The sequence below is a fragment of the Stenotrophomonas sp. Sm10 genome, from assembly GCF_030985515.1.
Taxonomy (GTDB): domain Bacteria; phylum Pseudomonadota; class Gammaproteobacteria; order Xanthomonadales; family Xanthomonadaceae; genus Stenotrophomonas; species Stenotrophomonas hibiscicola.
On sequence record NZ_JAPTFO010000011.1, the window covers coordinates 1 to 16,221 of the forward strand.

Sequence of the window (16,221 nt, forward strand, 5' to 3'; positions counted from 1 at the left end):
TCGTAGTAGTCATGCCCGGGGCCAAGGGCGGCAGCCAGATAGTAGATGTCCTCGTCGACAGCGCAGCCAGCAATGAACTCAAGGAGATTGGATTCGGGATCGCGCACGCTTGGGTCCTGAAGGGTTGAGTTCCAAATTCTCGGCTACTGACGAGGGTGCACGATCCCCGGGAAAGTACACTCCATGTGAATCAGTGGCTTACCGAAGAATTGGCTGCGGCGGCTTCGGCTCATTTCCGACACATTGCCAAGCTGCCGGCCAGCGGCCGGCACTACTGATCCCTGCGGCCTGATCCGCCGGGCATGGCCCGGCGCTACCGTTGGGCGGCGCGGTACAATGAGCGGGTGGCAAGACATCGTTCAACTTCCTTCCCCGGCCCCGATCTGCTGAGTGTTGATCGGGAGCACCTGCGCCCGCTGGCCGAGCGCATGCGCCCGCGTACCCTCGACGAAATGGTCGGGCAGAAGCGCCTGCTGGCGCCGGAGAGCGCACTGCGCCGTGCAGTCGAATCCGGTCGCGTGCATTCGATGATCCTGTGGGGGCCGCCCGGCTGCGGCAAGACCACGCTGGCGCTGCTGCTGGCCGAGTACGCCGATGCGGAATTCCGCGCCATCTCTGCCGTGCTGTCCGGGTTGCCGGAAGTGCGCCAGGTGCTGGCCGAGGCCGCGCAACGCTTCGCCGAAGGCCGCCGCACCGTGCTGTTCGTAGATGAGGTACATCGCTTCAACAAGGCGCAGCAGGATGCGTTCCTGCCGCATATCGAGCGCGGCACCATCCTGTTCGTCGGTGCCACCACCGAGAATCCATCGTTCGAGCTGAATTCGGCGCTGTTGTCGCGTTGCCGCGTGCATGTGCTGGAAGCGGTATCACCAACCGACATCGTCGAAGCGCTGGAACGTGCGCTGGGGGATCGCGAGCGCGGCCTGGGCGAGGAGGGTATCGAGGTCGCTCCCGAGCTGCTGCTGGAAATCGCCACCGCTGCCGATGGTGACGTGCGCCGTGCGCTGACCCTGTTGGAAATCGCCGCAGAACTGGCGGGCGGGGAGGGTGGTCGCATCACCCCGCAGACCCTGACCCAGGTGCTGGCCGACCGTACCCGCCGCTTCGACAAGGGCGGCGAGCAGTTCTACGACCAGATTTCGGCGCTGCACAAGTCCGTGCGCAGCTCCAACCCCGATGCTGCGCTGTACTGGCTGACCCGCATGCTCGATGGCGGTTGCGATCCGTCCTATCTCGCGCGCCGGCTGACCCGCATGGCCATCGAGGACATCGGCCTGGCCGATCCGCGCGCGCAGAGCATGGCGCTGGAAGCCTGGGACATCTACGAGCGGCTGGGCAGCCCGGAAGGCGAGCTGGCGTTCGCGCAGTTGGTGCTTTACCTGGCCAGCACCGCCAAGTCGAACGCCGGCTATGCGGCCTTCAACCAGGCCAAGGCCGACGTGCGCCAGAGCGGTACCGAAGAGGTGCCGCTGCACCTGCGCAATGCGCCGACCAAGCTGATGAAGGAACTGGGCTATGGCGCCGAGTACCAGTACGACCACGATGCCGAAGGCGGCATCGCGCTGGACCAGACCGGTTTTCCGGACGCGATGGGCGAACGGGTGTACTACAACCCGGTGCCGCGCGGCCTGGAGATCAAGCTGAAGGAAAAGCTGGATCGGCTGCGCGCCGAGCGCGAGGCGGCGCGGGCCGCGAAGGGCCGTTGAGCTGGCTTATGTAGGATCGAGCGATGCTCGACTCCACTCTGGACCGAGCCAGCAGCACCTGCGGAAACAGCAGCCGAGCATGGCTCGGCTCTACAGGGGTAATGGCGGTCGAGTGTGGTTCGTCATCACATTGTCCTGCGGGCGTTCCTTTGGCAGACTGCGCGGCTACTTTTTCAAGGATCGATGCCGTGCAGGAAATGATTCTGCCGTTGAAGCGTTATGCCCAGTTCGAGGGCCGTGCCAACCGTCGCGAGTACTGGATGTTCCAGCTGTTCCTGTTGATCGTCTCGACCGTCCTCATGGTGCCGCTCATCGCCGGGCTGGTGATGCAGTCCGACATGCTGGGCATCGCTTCGATCATCCTGTTGGTCGTGTTCTGGCTGGCCACGTTCGTGCCGGTCATCGCCGTCACCGTGCGCCGCCTGCACGACTGCAACCAGTCGGGCTGGATGTATCTGCTGGCCTTTGTTCCGTTCGGTGGCCTGGTGATCTTCGTGTTCGCGCTGCTGCCGGGTACACCGCAGCAGAACGTCTACGGCCCGGTGCCTGCGGGGCCGTGAGATTGCGTGAGTCGAGCATGGCTCGACTTCTACAGGGCGGGAAAACGAAGCCGGCGTTTCGCCGGCTTCTTTCTTACTTGATGCTGCAATCGCCGAAGGACAGGTAATCCGTTCCCGAGCTGAACTGCAGCGTGCAGCTGGCGGTGAAGGTCGCGCCTTCTTCCAGCGCGCCCAGCTTGGCCGCCTGCTGCTCATCGTCGCTGGTCAGCCGGGCCAGGACATTGCCCTGGTCATCGCCGGCCTCGATCAGCGGTTCGCCCGCCAGGTTGCTGGAAACGCTCAGTGCCACGGCAGTGAATGTCACCGTCTGGTTGAGTTCGTCCATGCCCAGTGAAGAATTGCCGGCTTCTTCAAAGGCCTGGTAGAGCGTTGGCAGGTCCTGTGCGGCATGGGCGGCCAGCGGTGCAAGCAGGCCGAGGGAAAGGGCGATCAGGGCGGTGCGCTTCAAGATGTTCTCGCAGTCACGGGATCCATTCCCGTGGGTGGTGGTGAGCAGATCCACGCCATGCGTGGATGGGTTTGGCAAGGGACAGGGCGCGGCCGATGGCTCGATTGCCCATCCATCCGCAGCCCTGCGAGGGAAGGGCGCTCCTGCGCCCTGCTGCCCGGCAAAATAGTGGATTCGGTGTTTCTGGCGCAACCGGGAAAATGAACGCATCGCGCGCGTGATACACAGTGTGACATTTGATCGATGTGATAATCATTCGCGTTTAAGGTAGACTGCGGTCCCTTGTGAACCGGCGGCCATCGGCCGCTCGTGCCGCCGCTGATGAAGCATTTCGTCCCGCCTTTGCGCCGTGGTCCACTGGCCCGCGGCATGGCCGCCTTGATGATGGGTCTGCTCCTGGCCACCCCGTACGCCCATGCGCAGCAGCGCAATCCGCTGCAGAAGATCGGCCACACCGTGCTCGACGAGCCGGCGGCCAGCTATCGCTTCGAGCATTTCGTGTTGGACAGCCCGGACCAGCAGCGCCGTTGGCGGGTGAACCTGGCGATCCCGGTCAAGGCCAGCAAGGTGCCCTCTCCGGTGCTGTACGCGCTGGACGGCAACGCCGTCGCCATGGTCCTGGATCAGCCGTTGCTGGCCGAGCTGGCCGCGCGCAAGGCGCCGCCGGTGCTGGTGCTGATCGGCTACGACAACGACCTGCGCATCGATTCCGGGGCGCGCACCCGCGACTACACCGCGTGGATCGATCGTGCCGATGACGAGAGCGGTACGACCCAGGCGGTCGGCGGTGGTGCTGCGGCCTTCCTCGATGTGATCGAACGCCGCATCAAGCCGGAAGTCGAGCGACGCGCACGCATCGATACGCAGCAGCAAGCACTGTGGGGGCACTCGTTGGGCGGGCTGTTCGTGCTCAATGCGCTCTACACCCGCCCCGCCGCCTTCCAGTCCTATCTGGCGGCCAGCCCCTCGCTGTGGTGGAGCCAGGGCGCGGCGCTGGGTGATCCGGAACAGCAGTTCGTGCAGAACGTGCATGGCCAACCGGCAAAGCTCTGGCTGATGCTGGGCGGTGCCGAGCGTGTTGGCGATCGTGGGAAGCGCGACCTGAGCAACCCACGGGTGGTCGCGCACCTGCGCCGCATTGGCGGTGCCACGCCGGATGCGGCGATGCAGCTGTCCGAGCGGCTGGCCAAGGTGCCGGGCCTGAGCGTGCAGTACCGCGAGTTCCCGGGGCTGGGACACGGCCCGATGCTGCCGGCCTCGTTCCATGCCGCGCTGCATGAACTGTACGGCGTGACCGACCGCAGCGCCGGCGATGGCGCGCCCAGTGGCGGGGACAGCGCCGCCGAATGAATGCCTTCGCACGCCATGCCGTGCGACCCCACTACCCAGGCGAGGCTGCCGGCGTGCAGCGGCCCAGGCAACCGATGAATCCCGCGCCACGCGGCGCGGCCTACGTGTGCAAGGAGCCTGCCATGTCGTTCCGTCCGTCTTTCCGTCTTACCACTCTTGCTGCCGGCCTGCTGCTGGCGGTGACCGCCACCGCGCAGCCGGTGTTCGACCAGCCGGCCAACGCCACCTTCAAGGGTGAAGTCGTCTCACGCGGTGAGAACGTGGTTCCCGGCAGCACTGCCGACGTGGTCGGCCGTGGGTTCTTGCCGGGCCAGAAGGTCAGCCTGCTGCGCGGTGACAGCGTGCTCAACGCGCAGCCGCTGGTGGTCGATGCTGATGGCAACTTCAAGACCCAGTTGAGCATTCCGGCCGATGCGGTGCCGGGCACCCACCCGGTGGTGGTGCGCGCCAGCCAGCCGGCTGCGGCCACGGTGCTGAAGCTGCGCGTGTCGCCGCAGCTGCCGCTGTCCGGCCAGGCGCAGTTCGCCACCCAGTCCAGCAAGCTGGTGCCGGGCCTGTACCAGTCCGCTTACAGCGCCGCCAGCAATGCGGTGTTCGTGACCTCGGCGGTGGGTCGCCCGCCGGTGACCCAGTCGCAGCTGCTGAAGCTGGACCCGAAGTCGCTGAAGGTGACCAAGGCGATCACCCCGGCGCAGGTGCCTGGCAGCACCAATGGTGCGGTGTATGCGGTCTACGGCGTGGGTGTGGATGACACCAACGGCAATGTGTGGGTGACCAATACCCGCCAGAACTCGATCGCCGTCTATCGCCAGAAGGACCTGTCGCTGGTCCACCAGTTCCCCGTCGACACCGTGCCGCATGCGCGCGACGTGGTGGTCGACGGTACGCACGGCAAAGTGTTCGCTTCTGCCACCGGCGAGGACCACCTGACGGTGTTCGATGCGAAGACCCTCAAGGAGCTGCCGCAGGTGACGCTGGAATCCGGCGTGGACGACGGCAAGTTCACCCCGATGAGCCTGGTGCTGGACGAGAAGGGCGGCAAGCTGTTCACCGTCAGCATCGGCACCCCGGAGGCGGCAGTGATCGATGTGGCCAGCGGCAAGGTCGAGAAGGTCATCGATCTGGGCAATTCGATCAGTGCCTCGGGCGTGGCCTTCGACGCGGCGCGCAACCGCCTGTACGTGGCCTCGCAGGGCACCGACAACCTGCTGATCGTCGACGTGGCTGCCGGCAAGGTGCTGCATGACGTGCCGGTCGGCGCCGGTGCGCTGAACGTCGCCTTCGATGATGCCTCCGGCCTGGCCTATGTCAGCAACCGTGGCGCTGGCACGGTCACCGTGGTGAATGGTGACGGCAAGGTGGTCGCCAACCTCGATGGTGGCACGCTGCCGAACCATGTGCGCGCCGATGGCAAGGGCAACGTTTTCGCGGTGAACAAGTCGCGCGGCGCCGAAGACCCGAAGGGTGACCGCATCACCCGCATCACCCCGAAGCAGTAAGTCACACGGTGGGGCGGCGTGTGCGTCGCCCTGCCAGCAAGGAGATTGTGCATGAACATCGCGTCCCGTCTGCGCCTGTGTGCGCTTCCGTTGGCTGTTTCGCTGGCGCTGGCTGCCTGTGGTGGCTCGTCGGCTCCCTCTGATGCCAATACGCCTGCCGAGTCGCCCGCAGCAACGGCGCCCGCTGCGGAAACCGCGCTGCCGGCAGGCTGGCAGCGCGTGGCAGGTGCCGAAATGCCGGCCGTGCACGGCCGGAAGGCGGTGCTCCCGGCCAAGGTGCATTCCGACGATGGCGCTGACATTGAAGTGGCCGATACCAGTCGCATCATCGCCGGTGGCGACGACGTCATCGCGGTGATCGAAGCACTGGGGCTGGGCAAGCAGGTCTTCGCCGCGCCGACCAACACCACCACCCAGGCCGGCCTGGCCGCGCCGCACCAGTTCCTGTTCAACCGGACCACTGGCGTGGAGGGCGTGCTGAGCCTGCAGGGCTCGCTGTTCCTCGGCAACAGCCTGCGCCGCCACACCGAGCTGGCGAAAAAGCTGCGCGAGGTGGGCGAGCCAGCGGTGGTCATCGATGACCTGCAGCCGGCGCCGGACAAGGTGCGCAAGGTCGCCGCCGCACTAGGGCTGGCCGAGGCAGGGCAAGCACTGGCCATGCAGGTGCAGCGCCAGCTCGACGAGGCTGCAGCGATTGGCAAGGGCCTGGGCCATGCACCACGAGTGATCCACGTCTCGGCCACCGGCGCCGGTGGCTCTCCGACCGTCGCCGGTGCCGACAGTGCGTCGGCGCAGCTGATCGCACTGGCGGGCGGCATCAACATCGGCACCGAGGCGGGGGTGAAGAACTACTCGCAGCTGAGCAATGAAGGCGTGGTCGCCGCAGCGCCCGAGGTGATCCTGGTGACCGAGCATGACCTGCAGCTGTTCGGCGGTGCCGAGGGCCTGTGGAAGGCATACCCGACGCTGAAGCAGACCCCGGCCGGGCAGGCCAATCGGGTCTGGGTGATGCCGGACGTGCAGCTGAAGTACACCAGTGTCGGTTCCGGTGCTGGCGCGCTGGCGCTGGCCAAGGCCCTGGCGGCGTTGCCGAAGGCATGAGTCCGGCGGATCGGCGCCGCCGTCGCGGGCGGACGATGTTGCTGGTGGCGTTGCTGGCACTGCTGGGGGCAGTGCTGGCGTCGTTCGCCGTGGGCCCGCTGCGGCTGCCGCCGCTGGAGGTGATGCAGGCGCTGGCGGTGAAGCTGGGCCTGCTGGATCCGCAGGCAGTCAGTAGCCGCGATCTGGCCGTGGTCTGGCAACTGCGCATTCCGCGTGCCCTGCTGGGTGCGATGGTGGGCGCGTCTCTGGCGATGGCCGGTGCCAGCCTGCAGGGCCTGTTCGGTAATCCGCTGGCCGACCCCGGCATCGTCGGTGTCAGCCAGGGTGCTGCGCTGGGTGCGGTGGCTGCCATTGTTCTCGGCGCTGCAGGTGCGGCCGGCTGGCTGGTGCCGGTGGCAGCCTTCGTCGGCGGCGCGCTGGCGATCGGCCTGACGTATGCGTTGGCACGGCCCGGCAAAGGCGCGGGTAACGCCACGCTGCTGCTGGTCGGTATCGCGATGGCCGCGTTCTGCTCGGCGCTGATCGGTTTCCTCACCTACATCGCCAGCGAAAGCGAGCTGCAGTCGCTGGTGTTCTGGCAGATGGGCTCGCTGGCGCGTGCCAACTGGGCCGATGTGGCGGCGGTGGTGCCCCTGTTTGCCATCGGCGTGTTCGCGTTGCAGCGGTTGGCCACGCCGCTGGACATGCTGGCGCTGGGCGAACGCCAGGCGCAGCATCTGGGGCTGGACGTGACCCGCACGCGGCGTCGCCTGGTGGCGTTCAGTGCGCTGCTGGTGGGCGCGGCGGTGGCCTTTGCCGGCTCGATCAGCTTCGTCGGCCTGGTGGTGCCGCACGTGGCGCGCCTGTTGGTCGGCCCCGGGCATCGCTGGCTGCTGCCGTTGTCCGGCCTGCTCGGTGCGCTGCTGATCGTGGTGGCCGACACCGCCGCACGCACGCTCGATCCGCCCGCGGAGATTCCGCTGGGCTTGTTCTCGGCCGCGCTGGGCGCACCGTTCTTCCTCTGGCTGGTGCTGCAGCAGCGCCGCAAGGCGGCCCCATGAGCGTGCTGCTGAAACTGCACGAGGTGGTGGTGCGCCGCCAGCAGCGCGAGATCCTACATGGCATCTCGCTGGCGTTCGAGCCGGGTACGGTGACCGCCCTGGTTGGACCGAATGGCGCGGGCAAATCCACGCTGTTGGCGGTGGCTGCCGGTGACCTGCGGGCCGATGCGGGCGAGGTGAGCCTGTTGGGCAAACCGCTGGCCAGCTACAAGGCCGGACCACTGGCGCGCGAGCGCGCGGTGATGCCACAGGAGCACGGCGTGCGCTTTGCCTTCAGCGTGGAAGAAGTGGTGGCGATGGGGCGTTTGCCGCATCCGCCGGATCCAGTGGTGGATGACGCCCAGGTGGAAGCGGCAATCGATGCCGCGGAACTGCAGGCGCTGCGCCTGCGCGAGGTGCAGCAGCTGTCCGGTGGTGAATCGGCCCGCACCACGTTCGCGCGCGTGCTGGCGCAGGACACGCCGCTGTTGTTGCTTGATGAGCCGACGGCCGCGCTGGATCTGCGCCACCAGGAGCGCACGCTGCGCAGTGTGCGTGCCTGTGCCGAAGCCGGTGCGTGCGTGATCGTGGTGCTGCACGATCTGAACCTGGCGGCTGGCTATGCCGACCGCATCGTGCTGCTGGAGCAGGGCAGGGTGGCCGCTGATGGTACGCCGCTGCAGGTGCTGACCGAAGATAACCTGCAGCGGGTCTACCAGCAGGATGTGGTGGTGCTGGAGCATCCGCGGCGCGGGGTGCCGCTGGTTGTGGTGACCTGAACGAAGGCCGCCGGGTTGCTCCGGGTATCATGGTTGCTTCGTTTTCTTCAATGGACTGATGCCATGTTCCGTACCGTCACGCGCAGCGTGCTGCTTGCCACGATGATTGCTTCCGTTTGCGCAGCCCATGCAGCTTCGACCTCCCAGGTTTCGCTGACCGACGCGGCCGAGAACGCCTCGCTGATAGAGACCTGGCATTCCAGTGGCGAGGGCGCCGCTGTGACGTCGATGAAGACGCAGTACTTCGCCAACGAGGAAATGTCGGTGAGTTGGGACGACCAGCAGGTGCTGGTGCTGTGCAGGGAGACGGCGTATCTGAAGATTCCTGCGGCCAAGCTCAAGGCCGGAGCGTTGACCACCGAGCAGCGGCAGATGATCGTCTATCAGGCGCTGATGTCCGGCCTGGGGGCTGTCGCGGGCGTTGTCGGGCCGGCAGGCGAAGTGGTAGCCGTGGCCGATGACGGTAGCGAGACCCGCAGCGTTGGCGAAAACAGCTGGGCCTACGGTGTTGAGCGATACGAGGTGATCACCCAGTGGCTGCCGGACGGTGCACTTCGGGTCCGGACCCGCAAGACGGAAACCGTGAATACCACGCCTCCGGCTGGCCCGGACGATATGTTCAGCACCGAGGACGACCAGGCGGCACGCTTGTCCGAACTGGCGCCGGTGGGCAGCTGGACCGAAGTGGTGGTGCGCGGTGGCGCGCGCCAGCCGCATGTTGATACGGCGATGTCGCTGCAGGGCTGGATCTCGATGGGCGATGACCGGGCTGCGACGGTGGCCGAGGCGCGTAAGCTGCACGGCTGCAAGTAAAGGCCGCCAGGGGTCAGATCCCTTTGCCAGGGGCAAAGGGATCTGACCCCTATCATTGTCGGCCTCATCGTTCCATTCATGTGCGCAATATTCACTTGCGCGCCAGATTGGCAGGTCTAGAATGCGCCCCATGAACCGGATGCCGCTCCTGAAGTTTTTCACCCTGATCCGCGCAAGCGCGGAACGGGCGTGTCTGCCTGGAGCTCCACAGGGCCGCTGAAGCGGCTATCGCTGGATCATCCACAGAGCGCCCTTCGGGGCGCTCTTTTCGTTTCCGCAGTTCCATTTCCCGTAACCCGATGTACCGCAAGGAGAACGTGCCATGCACCAGATCGCCGAGACCGAACGCTAGCCGCGCACCCTGTCGCCAACCGGGGTGCGCGGCCCCCGAAGTTGGCTTTGCAGGAACCTTTCCCATGAACACCCAAGTCCTTTCCCGTCGTCGCAACCTTGGCATCATTGCCCACATCGACGCCGGCAAAACCACGTTGACCGAACGCCTGCTGTGGAAAAGCGGCGAAATCCATCGCGTCGGCGAAGTGCACGACGGCAATGCGACCACCGATTTCTCGGTAATCGAGCGCGAACGGGGCATCACCATCGGCGCGGCCGCCGTGCAGGCGCAGTGGGCACCGCGTGACCTGCCGCCGCATCGGCTGACCCTGATCGATACCCCTGGCCACATCGACTTCGCCATCGAAGTCGAACGTTCGCTGCGCGTGCTCGACGGCGCCGTGGCCGTGTTCTCGGCCGTAGATGGCGTGCAGCCGCAGTCCGAGACGGTGTGGCGCCAGGCGCGCCGTCATCGCGTGCCGCTGATCGCCTTCGTCAACAAGATGGACCGCGTCGGCGCGTCGTTCGAGCGCGTACTGGAGCAGCTTCAGGACAAGCTTCAGGCGCGACCGTGGGCGCTGGGCGTGCCGTTGGGTAGCGAGAGCGACTTCAACGGCTGGGTCGACCTGGTCGATGAGCGCGTGCTGCAGTGGCGCGACGGTGCGACGACCATCAGCCCGTGGGACGACGCGGCACGTATCCAGTGGCGAGCCCAGCGCGATGCTCTGGTCGAAGCCGTGGCCGATCATGACGAAGAACTGGCCGATGCCTGGCTGGAAGGTCGGGTGATCGATGCCGGGCAACTGCGCGCGGCGATCCGCCGGGCGACGCTGGCGGGTGCGGGCGTGCCCGTGCTGGCTGGTGCTGCGTTCAAGGACAAGGGCATCGAGACGCTGCTGGATGCCGTGGTCGATTACCTGCCGTCGCCGCTGGATCGCCCTGCCGTCAGCGCCGAAAGCGATGAGGGCGAGGTGGTCTTGCCGCCGGATCCTGATGGCCCGCTGGCGGGGCTGCTGTTCAAGATTACCCACCAGCAGCACGGTGCACTCAGCTTCGTGCGGCTGTACTCGGGCACCTTGAAGGTGGGCGACGCGGTGGCCAGTTCGCAGCATCCGCAGGGACGGCGGGTCAGCCGGCTGGTGCGGGTGCAGGCCGACCAGACCCACGACATTGAACAGGCCGTGGCCGGTGACATCGTCGCGGTGCTGGGCTGGAAGGATGCGGTCAGCGGTGAAACGCTGAGCGGCCGTGCGCTGCCGTTGCGCCTGGAGAACATCCAGGCACAGGCGCCGGTGCTGGCCTGGCGGTTGGAACCGGCGCGTGCGGCCGACCTGATCCGGATGGCGCAGGGACTGGCGAGCCTGGCCCAGGAAGATCCGTCGTTCCGCGTTGAAACCGATCGCGATACGGCGGAGACCCTGGTCTGGGGTATGGGCGAACTGCACCTGGAAGTGATGGTCGAGCGCCTGCGCAGCGAGTGGAACGTCGACGTGGGCGTAGGTGCGCCGCGCGTGGCCTACCAGGAGACGCCGATGCGCGCGATGACGGGTGTCGTTGGGCGGCTGGTCAAGCAGACCGGTGGCCAGGGCCAGTTCGCGCACGTGGTGCTGGACGTGGCGCCGCGTGAGGACGACCAGGTGGTGTTCAACGACCGCATCGTCGGTGGCGTGGTGCCGCGCAGCTTCATCGCGGCGGTGGAGAAGGGCGTGCGTGCCGCACTGTCGGAAGGGCCGCAGGGTCATCCGGTGGTCGGTATCGAGGTCAGTCTTGTCGATGGCCAGACCCATGCCAAGGACTCGTCGGAGATGGCGTTCCATCGCGCAGGCGCCGAGGCGATCAAGGCGGCGCTGGCCGAGGGTGGCACGCAGCTGCTGGAGCCGGTGATGGCGGTGACGGTGCATTCGCCGTCGACATCGGTGGGTGATGTGGTGGGCGACCTCAACCGGCGCCATGGCCGCATCGCCCGCATCGACGACCAGGACGGTCGTGCCGAGGTCAGTGGCTTCGCGCCACTGGCGAAGCTGGTGGGGTACACCACTGCGCTGCGGTCGCTCAGCCAGGGACGGGCCAGCAGCGAAGCGCACCTGCACGGCTATGAACCGGTACGCGCTGCATGAGGAAGACGAGGGGAGCCCGTTCGCGGGCTCCCACTTTTTTGTTCGGGTTTCCGCATCCACGCATGGCGTGGATCTAGCGGGTGACCGGGTCGCGAGCTCTGCAGTAGATCCACGCCATGCGTGGATGGATCCGTACCGACACGGCAACATTGGCGCTGCATCGCAACAAAACTGCAGAAAAGGCTGGATTAAAGTGATGCCTCACGATAAATTGCGCACCCCCCGTTGCTCGCCGCCGCCCGCACCCCTCTCATGCGTGATGACAAAGACCCCGGAACCCTGGAGCTGACCCTGCCGCGCAAGCGCGGCCGTCCGCCCAAGTTCGGGTACGCGATGAGCGATGCGCAGCGCGCCGCGCGTTATCGCGCGCGCCGGGCAGGGCAGGCCAACCATGCCGACGTGCGTTCCTGCAGCGATATGGTGCTGCTGGACAAGATCCGTGCCGCGGTGAGCGCGCGCGACACCGAGCTGGCCGGGTTCCTGGTGCACGTGCTCTGGCAGCGCTACCCCTTGCAGCTGAAATAGGCCGTCGGTGGGGTGGCCGTTGTCATCGAGCTTGTTGATAATGCGGGATTCAGGTTGTTCCCGCTGGCGCGCCCGGGATGGCAGGCGCGCATGATTGAACGGTTCCCAAGATGACCACCACCAGCGACACCACCACCGAAGCGGCGCCGAGCGGCGCTCCCCTGTTCTATACCCGTCCGGTGCCGCTGCAGGCCGATGTGCACGCCGATCTGCGCATCCTGCCGGGCAGGCTCGAGTTTGCGGCCGGCAACAACGCCATTCCGCTGGTGCTGGGCGAGTTCTCGCTGGCCCTGCACCACTTCCCGATTCTGTTCGCTGGCCCGACCGCCGTGCCGATGGCGGCCGTCGGTGTGTCCGACCAGAACCTGTTCATCAAGGACGGCCTGTGGGAAGACGAGGCCTACATTCCGGCCTACCTGCGTCGCCACCCCTTCATTTTCATCGACACCGGTGCGGACAACGACTTCCTGCTGGGCATCGACGAAGAGAGCTCGCGCGTGGTCAAGGGGGGTGACGAAGGCCAGCCGCTGTTCGTGGACGGCAAGGCCACCGACATGGTGCAGCAGGCGCTGGAGTTCTGCGGCCAGTACACCCGCGAGCACGAACAGACCCAGGCCTTCTCCAAGGCCCTGATCGACAACGGCCTGCTGGTCGAGCGCAACGCCACCGTGCGCACTCCGGATGGCCGCGAGTTCAACCTCAATGGCTTCCTGGTGGTGGACGTTGAGAAGTTCGTGGCGTTGCCGGAAGCGACCGTGGTCGAGTGGCACCGCAGCGGCTGGTTGGCGCTGATCCATCAGCACCTGATGTCGCTGGGGCGATTCAACGACCTGACCCGTCGCCAGGTCGAGCGCCTGGCGGCCTGATCAGCTTGAAGGCACGGCTTCCGCCTTGCGGGAGCCGTGCCACTGCTGCAATCCCTGCAGCAGTCGCCATGCCTCGACCCAGTCGGGCGTGGCCTGCTGCCCCAACTCCCACAGGGCGGCCGCGGTGCCGGCCTGGTCGATTGCCCGGCACATCTGCAACGTGCCCTGCAGGCGGTGCGCATGATGGCGCAATGTCGCGGCATCGGCGTCCTGCAGGGACTGTTCGATCCCGGCCAGCTCATGGGCGATATCCGCAGCGAAATCCGGGTCGGCGCCCCGCGCGCTACAAGGCGCGGCAGCGTGCGCCGAAGGCGGAAGGCCCAGCGCCTGCAGCAAGTCTGGCACCTGCAGCGGCTTGACCAGGACGGCGTCGAATCCGGCCCGGCGACAGCGCGCCACGTGCCGGCGCCCCATGCGGGCGGACAGGGCAATCACTCGCAGGGGCGCCTTTGCCCGCGCGCGCAGCTGCTGTGCCAAGCCGTAGCCGTCCCGGCCGTGGAGCCCGATATCCAGCACCACCGTGCCGCGCGGTCGCAGCGCCTGTTCGGCCAACGCGGTTTCCGCATCGGCAACCGCGCACACATCGGCACCCAGCCGACGCAGTTGCTCTGCCACGACGCGCCGGCTGAGTGCATGGTCCTTGACCAGGAGCAGCTCTGTGCCCGTCAACGGCGCCTGCTGCGGGCGCTCGATGGTGGGCGGATCGCGAGGGACAGCGCGGACCGGCAGTCGCAGGGTGAAGCGACTGCCGCGCCCATGTACGCTGTACGCGGCCAGGTTGCCGCCCATGGCAATGGCCAGCTCGCGCGCAATCGTCAGGCCCAGGCCAGTGCCGCCGCGCTTCTGGCCATCCTCTCCCTGCTGGAACGGGCGGAACAGTAGCGGCAGTTGCGCGGGGGCGATACCGATGCCGCTGTCGATCACATCCAGCAACAGCTCCCTGGCAGACGGGATGGGTGACAGCTGCAGGCGCACTTCGATGCCACCGGCATCAGTGAACTTCAACGCGTTGCCCAGCAGGTTGTCGACAATCTGGCGCAGCCCGTCAGCATCGAGTGCGACCGTCGGCGCGGGGTCGGGCGTGCAATCAAGCTTGAGGGACAATCCCCTGCGCAGTGCCTCCGGCCGGATCGCGTCCAGTGCATGGGCACAGAGCTGGCCGGCGTCGCAAGGTACGACGTGGGGCCTGAAGCTGCCGCTGGCCAGACGCGAGAACGCGAGCGAGCGGTCGAGCAGCCTGCGCAGCGCGTGGCCGGCGGCACGCGCGGCCGCGAGCAGGTCGTGCTCTCTCCTGGACAGGCGCGACTGGCTCAGCAGGTCGATCGAAGCCAGTATCGTCTGCGCGGAATTGCGCACTTCGTGGCTGATCATTCCTGCCGCGCGCCCAAGGCGTTGTTCCGTGCGACCGATTCGCCAACGTAGTGCCTGCCAGAACATGGTCAGGCCGATGAGTATTGCGGCCACATACAGCAGCCAGGGCGGGTGCAGGGCGCGCACCCGATCAAGCGCGTTCTCGACGGGGGCGGGCAGCATCTGCTGCGCCCACAATGCCAGCAGGCCCGCGTGCTCTTCGAGCGTGATGTCGTGCAGTGCCTGGTCGATGCGCGTCAGCAGCTGCTGGTCCTCGCGGCGCACGAGCAGGTGCAGATCGGTGGAGAAGTCGCTCTCGAACGGATGAAGCTGCAGTTTGCCCGCGAAGTGCCGCCGGATCATCGCGTGCAGTGTAGCTTCCAGGCCGATCGCAGCATCGGCGATGCCGTTGTCCACGGCGGCCAGGGCTGCATGCCGATCGGGCAAGTGCAGCAGGCGGACCTGCGGATGGTGGGTTGCCAGCCAGCTGGCATAAGGGCCGCCGCGAATCACGGCCAGCACCTGCGCCTTCACGCTGCCGACGTCACGTGGCGCGTGCTCGCCTTTACGCACGGCCAGGACCGTCTTGCCGCCATCGAAGGCGCCGGATGCCATCAGGCCGGGGCAGGGCCGTGGGCGATGCGCCGGGCCGCCCATCACCAGCACCAGATCGGCCTCGTGCCGGCAGACGGCAGTGACCGCTGCCCTCGTGCTGGTGTAGGCGATGTCACGGAAGCGCAGTCCGGAATGGTCAGCCACGAGCTGCGCATAGCCGTGGGCGAGGGTCGGGAGCGGGATCGAGTCCGCCAGTGGTGCAGGCAGCGGGCGCAATGATGGCGCGGTGGCGACCCGCACTTCGCGACCCGCCGGCCACGCCTGCAGATCTGCATCCTCGGCCGAGGCTGCTGGCAGCAGGATCAGGACCATCAACGAGGTGACAAAGGTATGCAACCGGAGGCGAACACGGCGCCTCATCGGAGGTTCCGCTGCTCTCGCAGTGCATAGATCTCCACGTCATTGCGCAGCCCGAGCTTGCGCAGGGCGGCCACCTTCTGGGTGCTGACCGTCTTGACGCTGCGGTGGCGGCGCAATGCGATCTCCGACACGGTCAGGCCGGACAGGAGCAGGTCCAGCACTTCGCGTTCATTGCGACTGAGTTCGTCGCGGCAGGCCGGGACCAGGCAATCGGCCGGCAGGCGGCACAATCCCTGCGATACACGCACGATGGCCTCGGACAGCATCTCCAGCGGCTCGGATTTGCTGACAATGCCGCTGATGCCGGCCGCCAGAAGGTGGTCCACGCGGGTTGTTGGCGTCAGCGTGGCGAAGGCCAGCAGGGGCACATGAGGAAAGCGCTCCCGCAGCAAGGGAACCAGCTCATCACTGCTGCGGTCGCCAGGCGCCAGGGTGAGATCGATGATGGCGACATCCACTGCCAGCTTGCGCAGGCAGCCGATGAACGCGTCGCTGTGGGTGTGGCTGGCGACAATGTTGAAGCGGACGTCGCGGCACAGGTGCAAGGCGGTGCCGCGGCGGACGACTTCGTGATCGTCTAGCAGTGCGAGCCGCAGACGGCGCGGTGCAGGGTATCCATTCATGCGCTGGGAGGTGATCGGCGCCCGGGAGGGCGTGGCGACCATTCTGGCGCTGCTGCCGCGCCGGGCACCGAATTTGCTGGATTTTTGCGATTATTCCTAAGAGTCAATGTGCGCGAACCATCAATCCAGGGGTGTCAATTGATGTAATGGATCGCCA

At 66.8% G+C, this 16,221-nt stretch carries 14 protein-coding genes; 11 read left to right on the forward strand and 3 right to left on the reverse strand.

The genetic code is table 11. From position 1 onward, the window contains the following. The first annotated feature begins 428 nt into the window (after window positions 1-428). Window positions 429-1,706 carry a replication-associated recombination protein A gene (locus tag O0J15_RS04915; RefSeq protein WP_019659651.1) on the forward strand — a complete coding sequence of 426 codons (1,278 nt, stop codon included), beginning with the start codon at window positions 429-431 and terminating at the stop codon, window positions 1,704-1,706. Window positions 1,707-1,894: 188 nt separating this feature from the next. Further along, window positions 1,895-2,266, forward strand: a complete 372-nt coding sequence (locus O0J15_RS04920) for a DUF805 domain-containing protein (protein WP_308305184.1) — start codon at window positions 1,895-1,897, stop codon at window positions 2,264-2,266. Window positions 2,267-2,339: 73 nt separating this feature from the next. Here the strand turns inward: O0J15_RS04920 and O0J15_RS04925 are convergent, their stop codons facing one another. Beyond that, the gene (locus O0J15_RS04925; RefSeq protein WP_021201787.1) at window positions 2,340-2,714 is read right to left on the reverse strand and encodes a hypothetical protein; all 375 of its coding nucleotides are present in this window, start codon (window positions 2,712-2,714) and stop codon (window positions 2,340-2,342) included. A 321-nt stretch (window positions 2,715-3,035) separates the two neighbouring features. On the opposite strand from O0J15_RS04925, the gene O0J15_RS04930 reads away from it, so the two are divergent. The 9 genes from O0J15_RS04930 (at window position 3,036) to O0J15_RS04970 (ending at window position 13,116) form a co-directional block, all read left to right on the forward strand. Further along, a complete protein-coding gene (locus tag O0J15_RS04930) occupies window positions 3,036-4,064 on the forward strand; it encodes an alpha/beta hydrolase-fold protein (RefSeq protein WP_308305185.1) in 1,029 nt (342 codons plus the stop codon). A 122-nt stretch (window positions 4,065-4,186) separates the two neighbouring features. After that, window positions 4,187-5,563: a YncE family protein gene (locus O0J15_RS04935; protein WP_308305186.1), complete on the forward strand. Its 1,377-nt coding sequence runs from the start codon at window positions 4,187-4,189 to the stop codon at window positions 5,561-5,563. A 51-nt stretch (window positions 5,564-5,614) separates the two neighbouring features. Next, window positions 5,615-6,664, forward strand: coding sequence for a hemin ABC transporter substrate-binding protein (locus tag O0J15_RS04940; protein ID WP_021201790.1), 1,050 nt, complete (start codon window positions 5,615-5,617; stop codon window positions 6,662-6,664). Then, complete coding sequence (locus O0J15_RS04945) at window positions 6,661-7,704, forward strand: iron ABC transporter permease (protein ID WP_111098315.1); 1,044 nt, start codon at window positions 6,661-6,663, stop codon at window positions 7,702-7,704. Before O0J15_RS04940 ends, O0J15_RS04945 begins: the two co-directional genes overlap by 4 nt. Then, window positions 7,701-8,462 (forward strand): heme ABC transporter ATP-binding protein, encoded by a 762-nt coding sequence (locus O0J15_RS04950; RefSeq protein ID WP_021201792.1) that lies wholly within the window; start codon window positions 7,701-7,703, stop codon window positions 8,460-8,462. The genes O0J15_RS04945 and O0J15_RS04950 overlap by 4 nt, the downstream gene beginning before the upstream one ends. A 63-nt stretch (window positions 8,463-8,525) precedes the next feature. Beyond that, a complete protein-coding gene (locus tag O0J15_RS04955) occupies window positions 8,526-9,275 on the forward strand; it encodes a hypothetical protein (RefSeq protein ID WP_308305187.1) in 750 nt (249 codons plus the stop codon). Window positions 9,276-9,691: 416 nt separating this feature from the next. Continuing rightward, window positions 9,692-11,725 carry an elongation factor G gene (fusA, locus tag O0J15_RS04960; protein WP_308305188.1) on the forward strand — a complete coding sequence of 678 codons (2,034 nt, stop codon included), beginning with the start codon at window positions 9,692-9,694 and terminating at the stop codon, window positions 11,723-11,725. Between the two features lie 252 nt (window positions 11,726-11,977). Beyond that, the gene (locus O0J15_RS04965) at window positions 11,978-12,250 is read left to right on the forward strand and encodes a hypothetical protein (RefSeq protein ID WP_005409616.1); all 273 of its coding nucleotides are present in this window, start codon (window positions 11,978-11,980) and stop codon (window positions 12,248-12,250) included. 110 nt (window positions 12,251-12,360) lie between these two features. Continuing rightward, window positions 12,361-13,116 (forward strand): SapC family protein, encoded by a 756-nt coding sequence (locus tag O0J15_RS04970; protein WP_019659662.1) that lies wholly within the window; start codon window positions 12,361-12,363, stop codon window positions 13,114-13,116. Here the strand turns inward: O0J15_RS04970 and O0J15_RS04975 are convergent, their stop codons facing one another. Beyond that, window positions 13,117-15,441 (reverse strand): ATP-binding protein, encoded by a 2,325-nt coding sequence (locus tag O0J15_RS04975; protein ID WP_308305189.1) that lies wholly within the window; start codon window positions 15,439-15,441, stop codon window positions 13,117-13,119. Beyond that, window positions 15,438-16,106, reverse strand: coding sequence for a response regulator transcription factor (locus O0J15_RS04980; protein ID WP_227844946.1), 669 nt, complete (start codon window positions 16,104-16,106; stop codon window positions 15,438-15,440). The genes O0J15_RS04975 and O0J15_RS04980 overlap by 4 nt, the downstream gene beginning before the upstream one ends. Window positions 16,107-16,221: the final 115 nt, after the last annotated feature.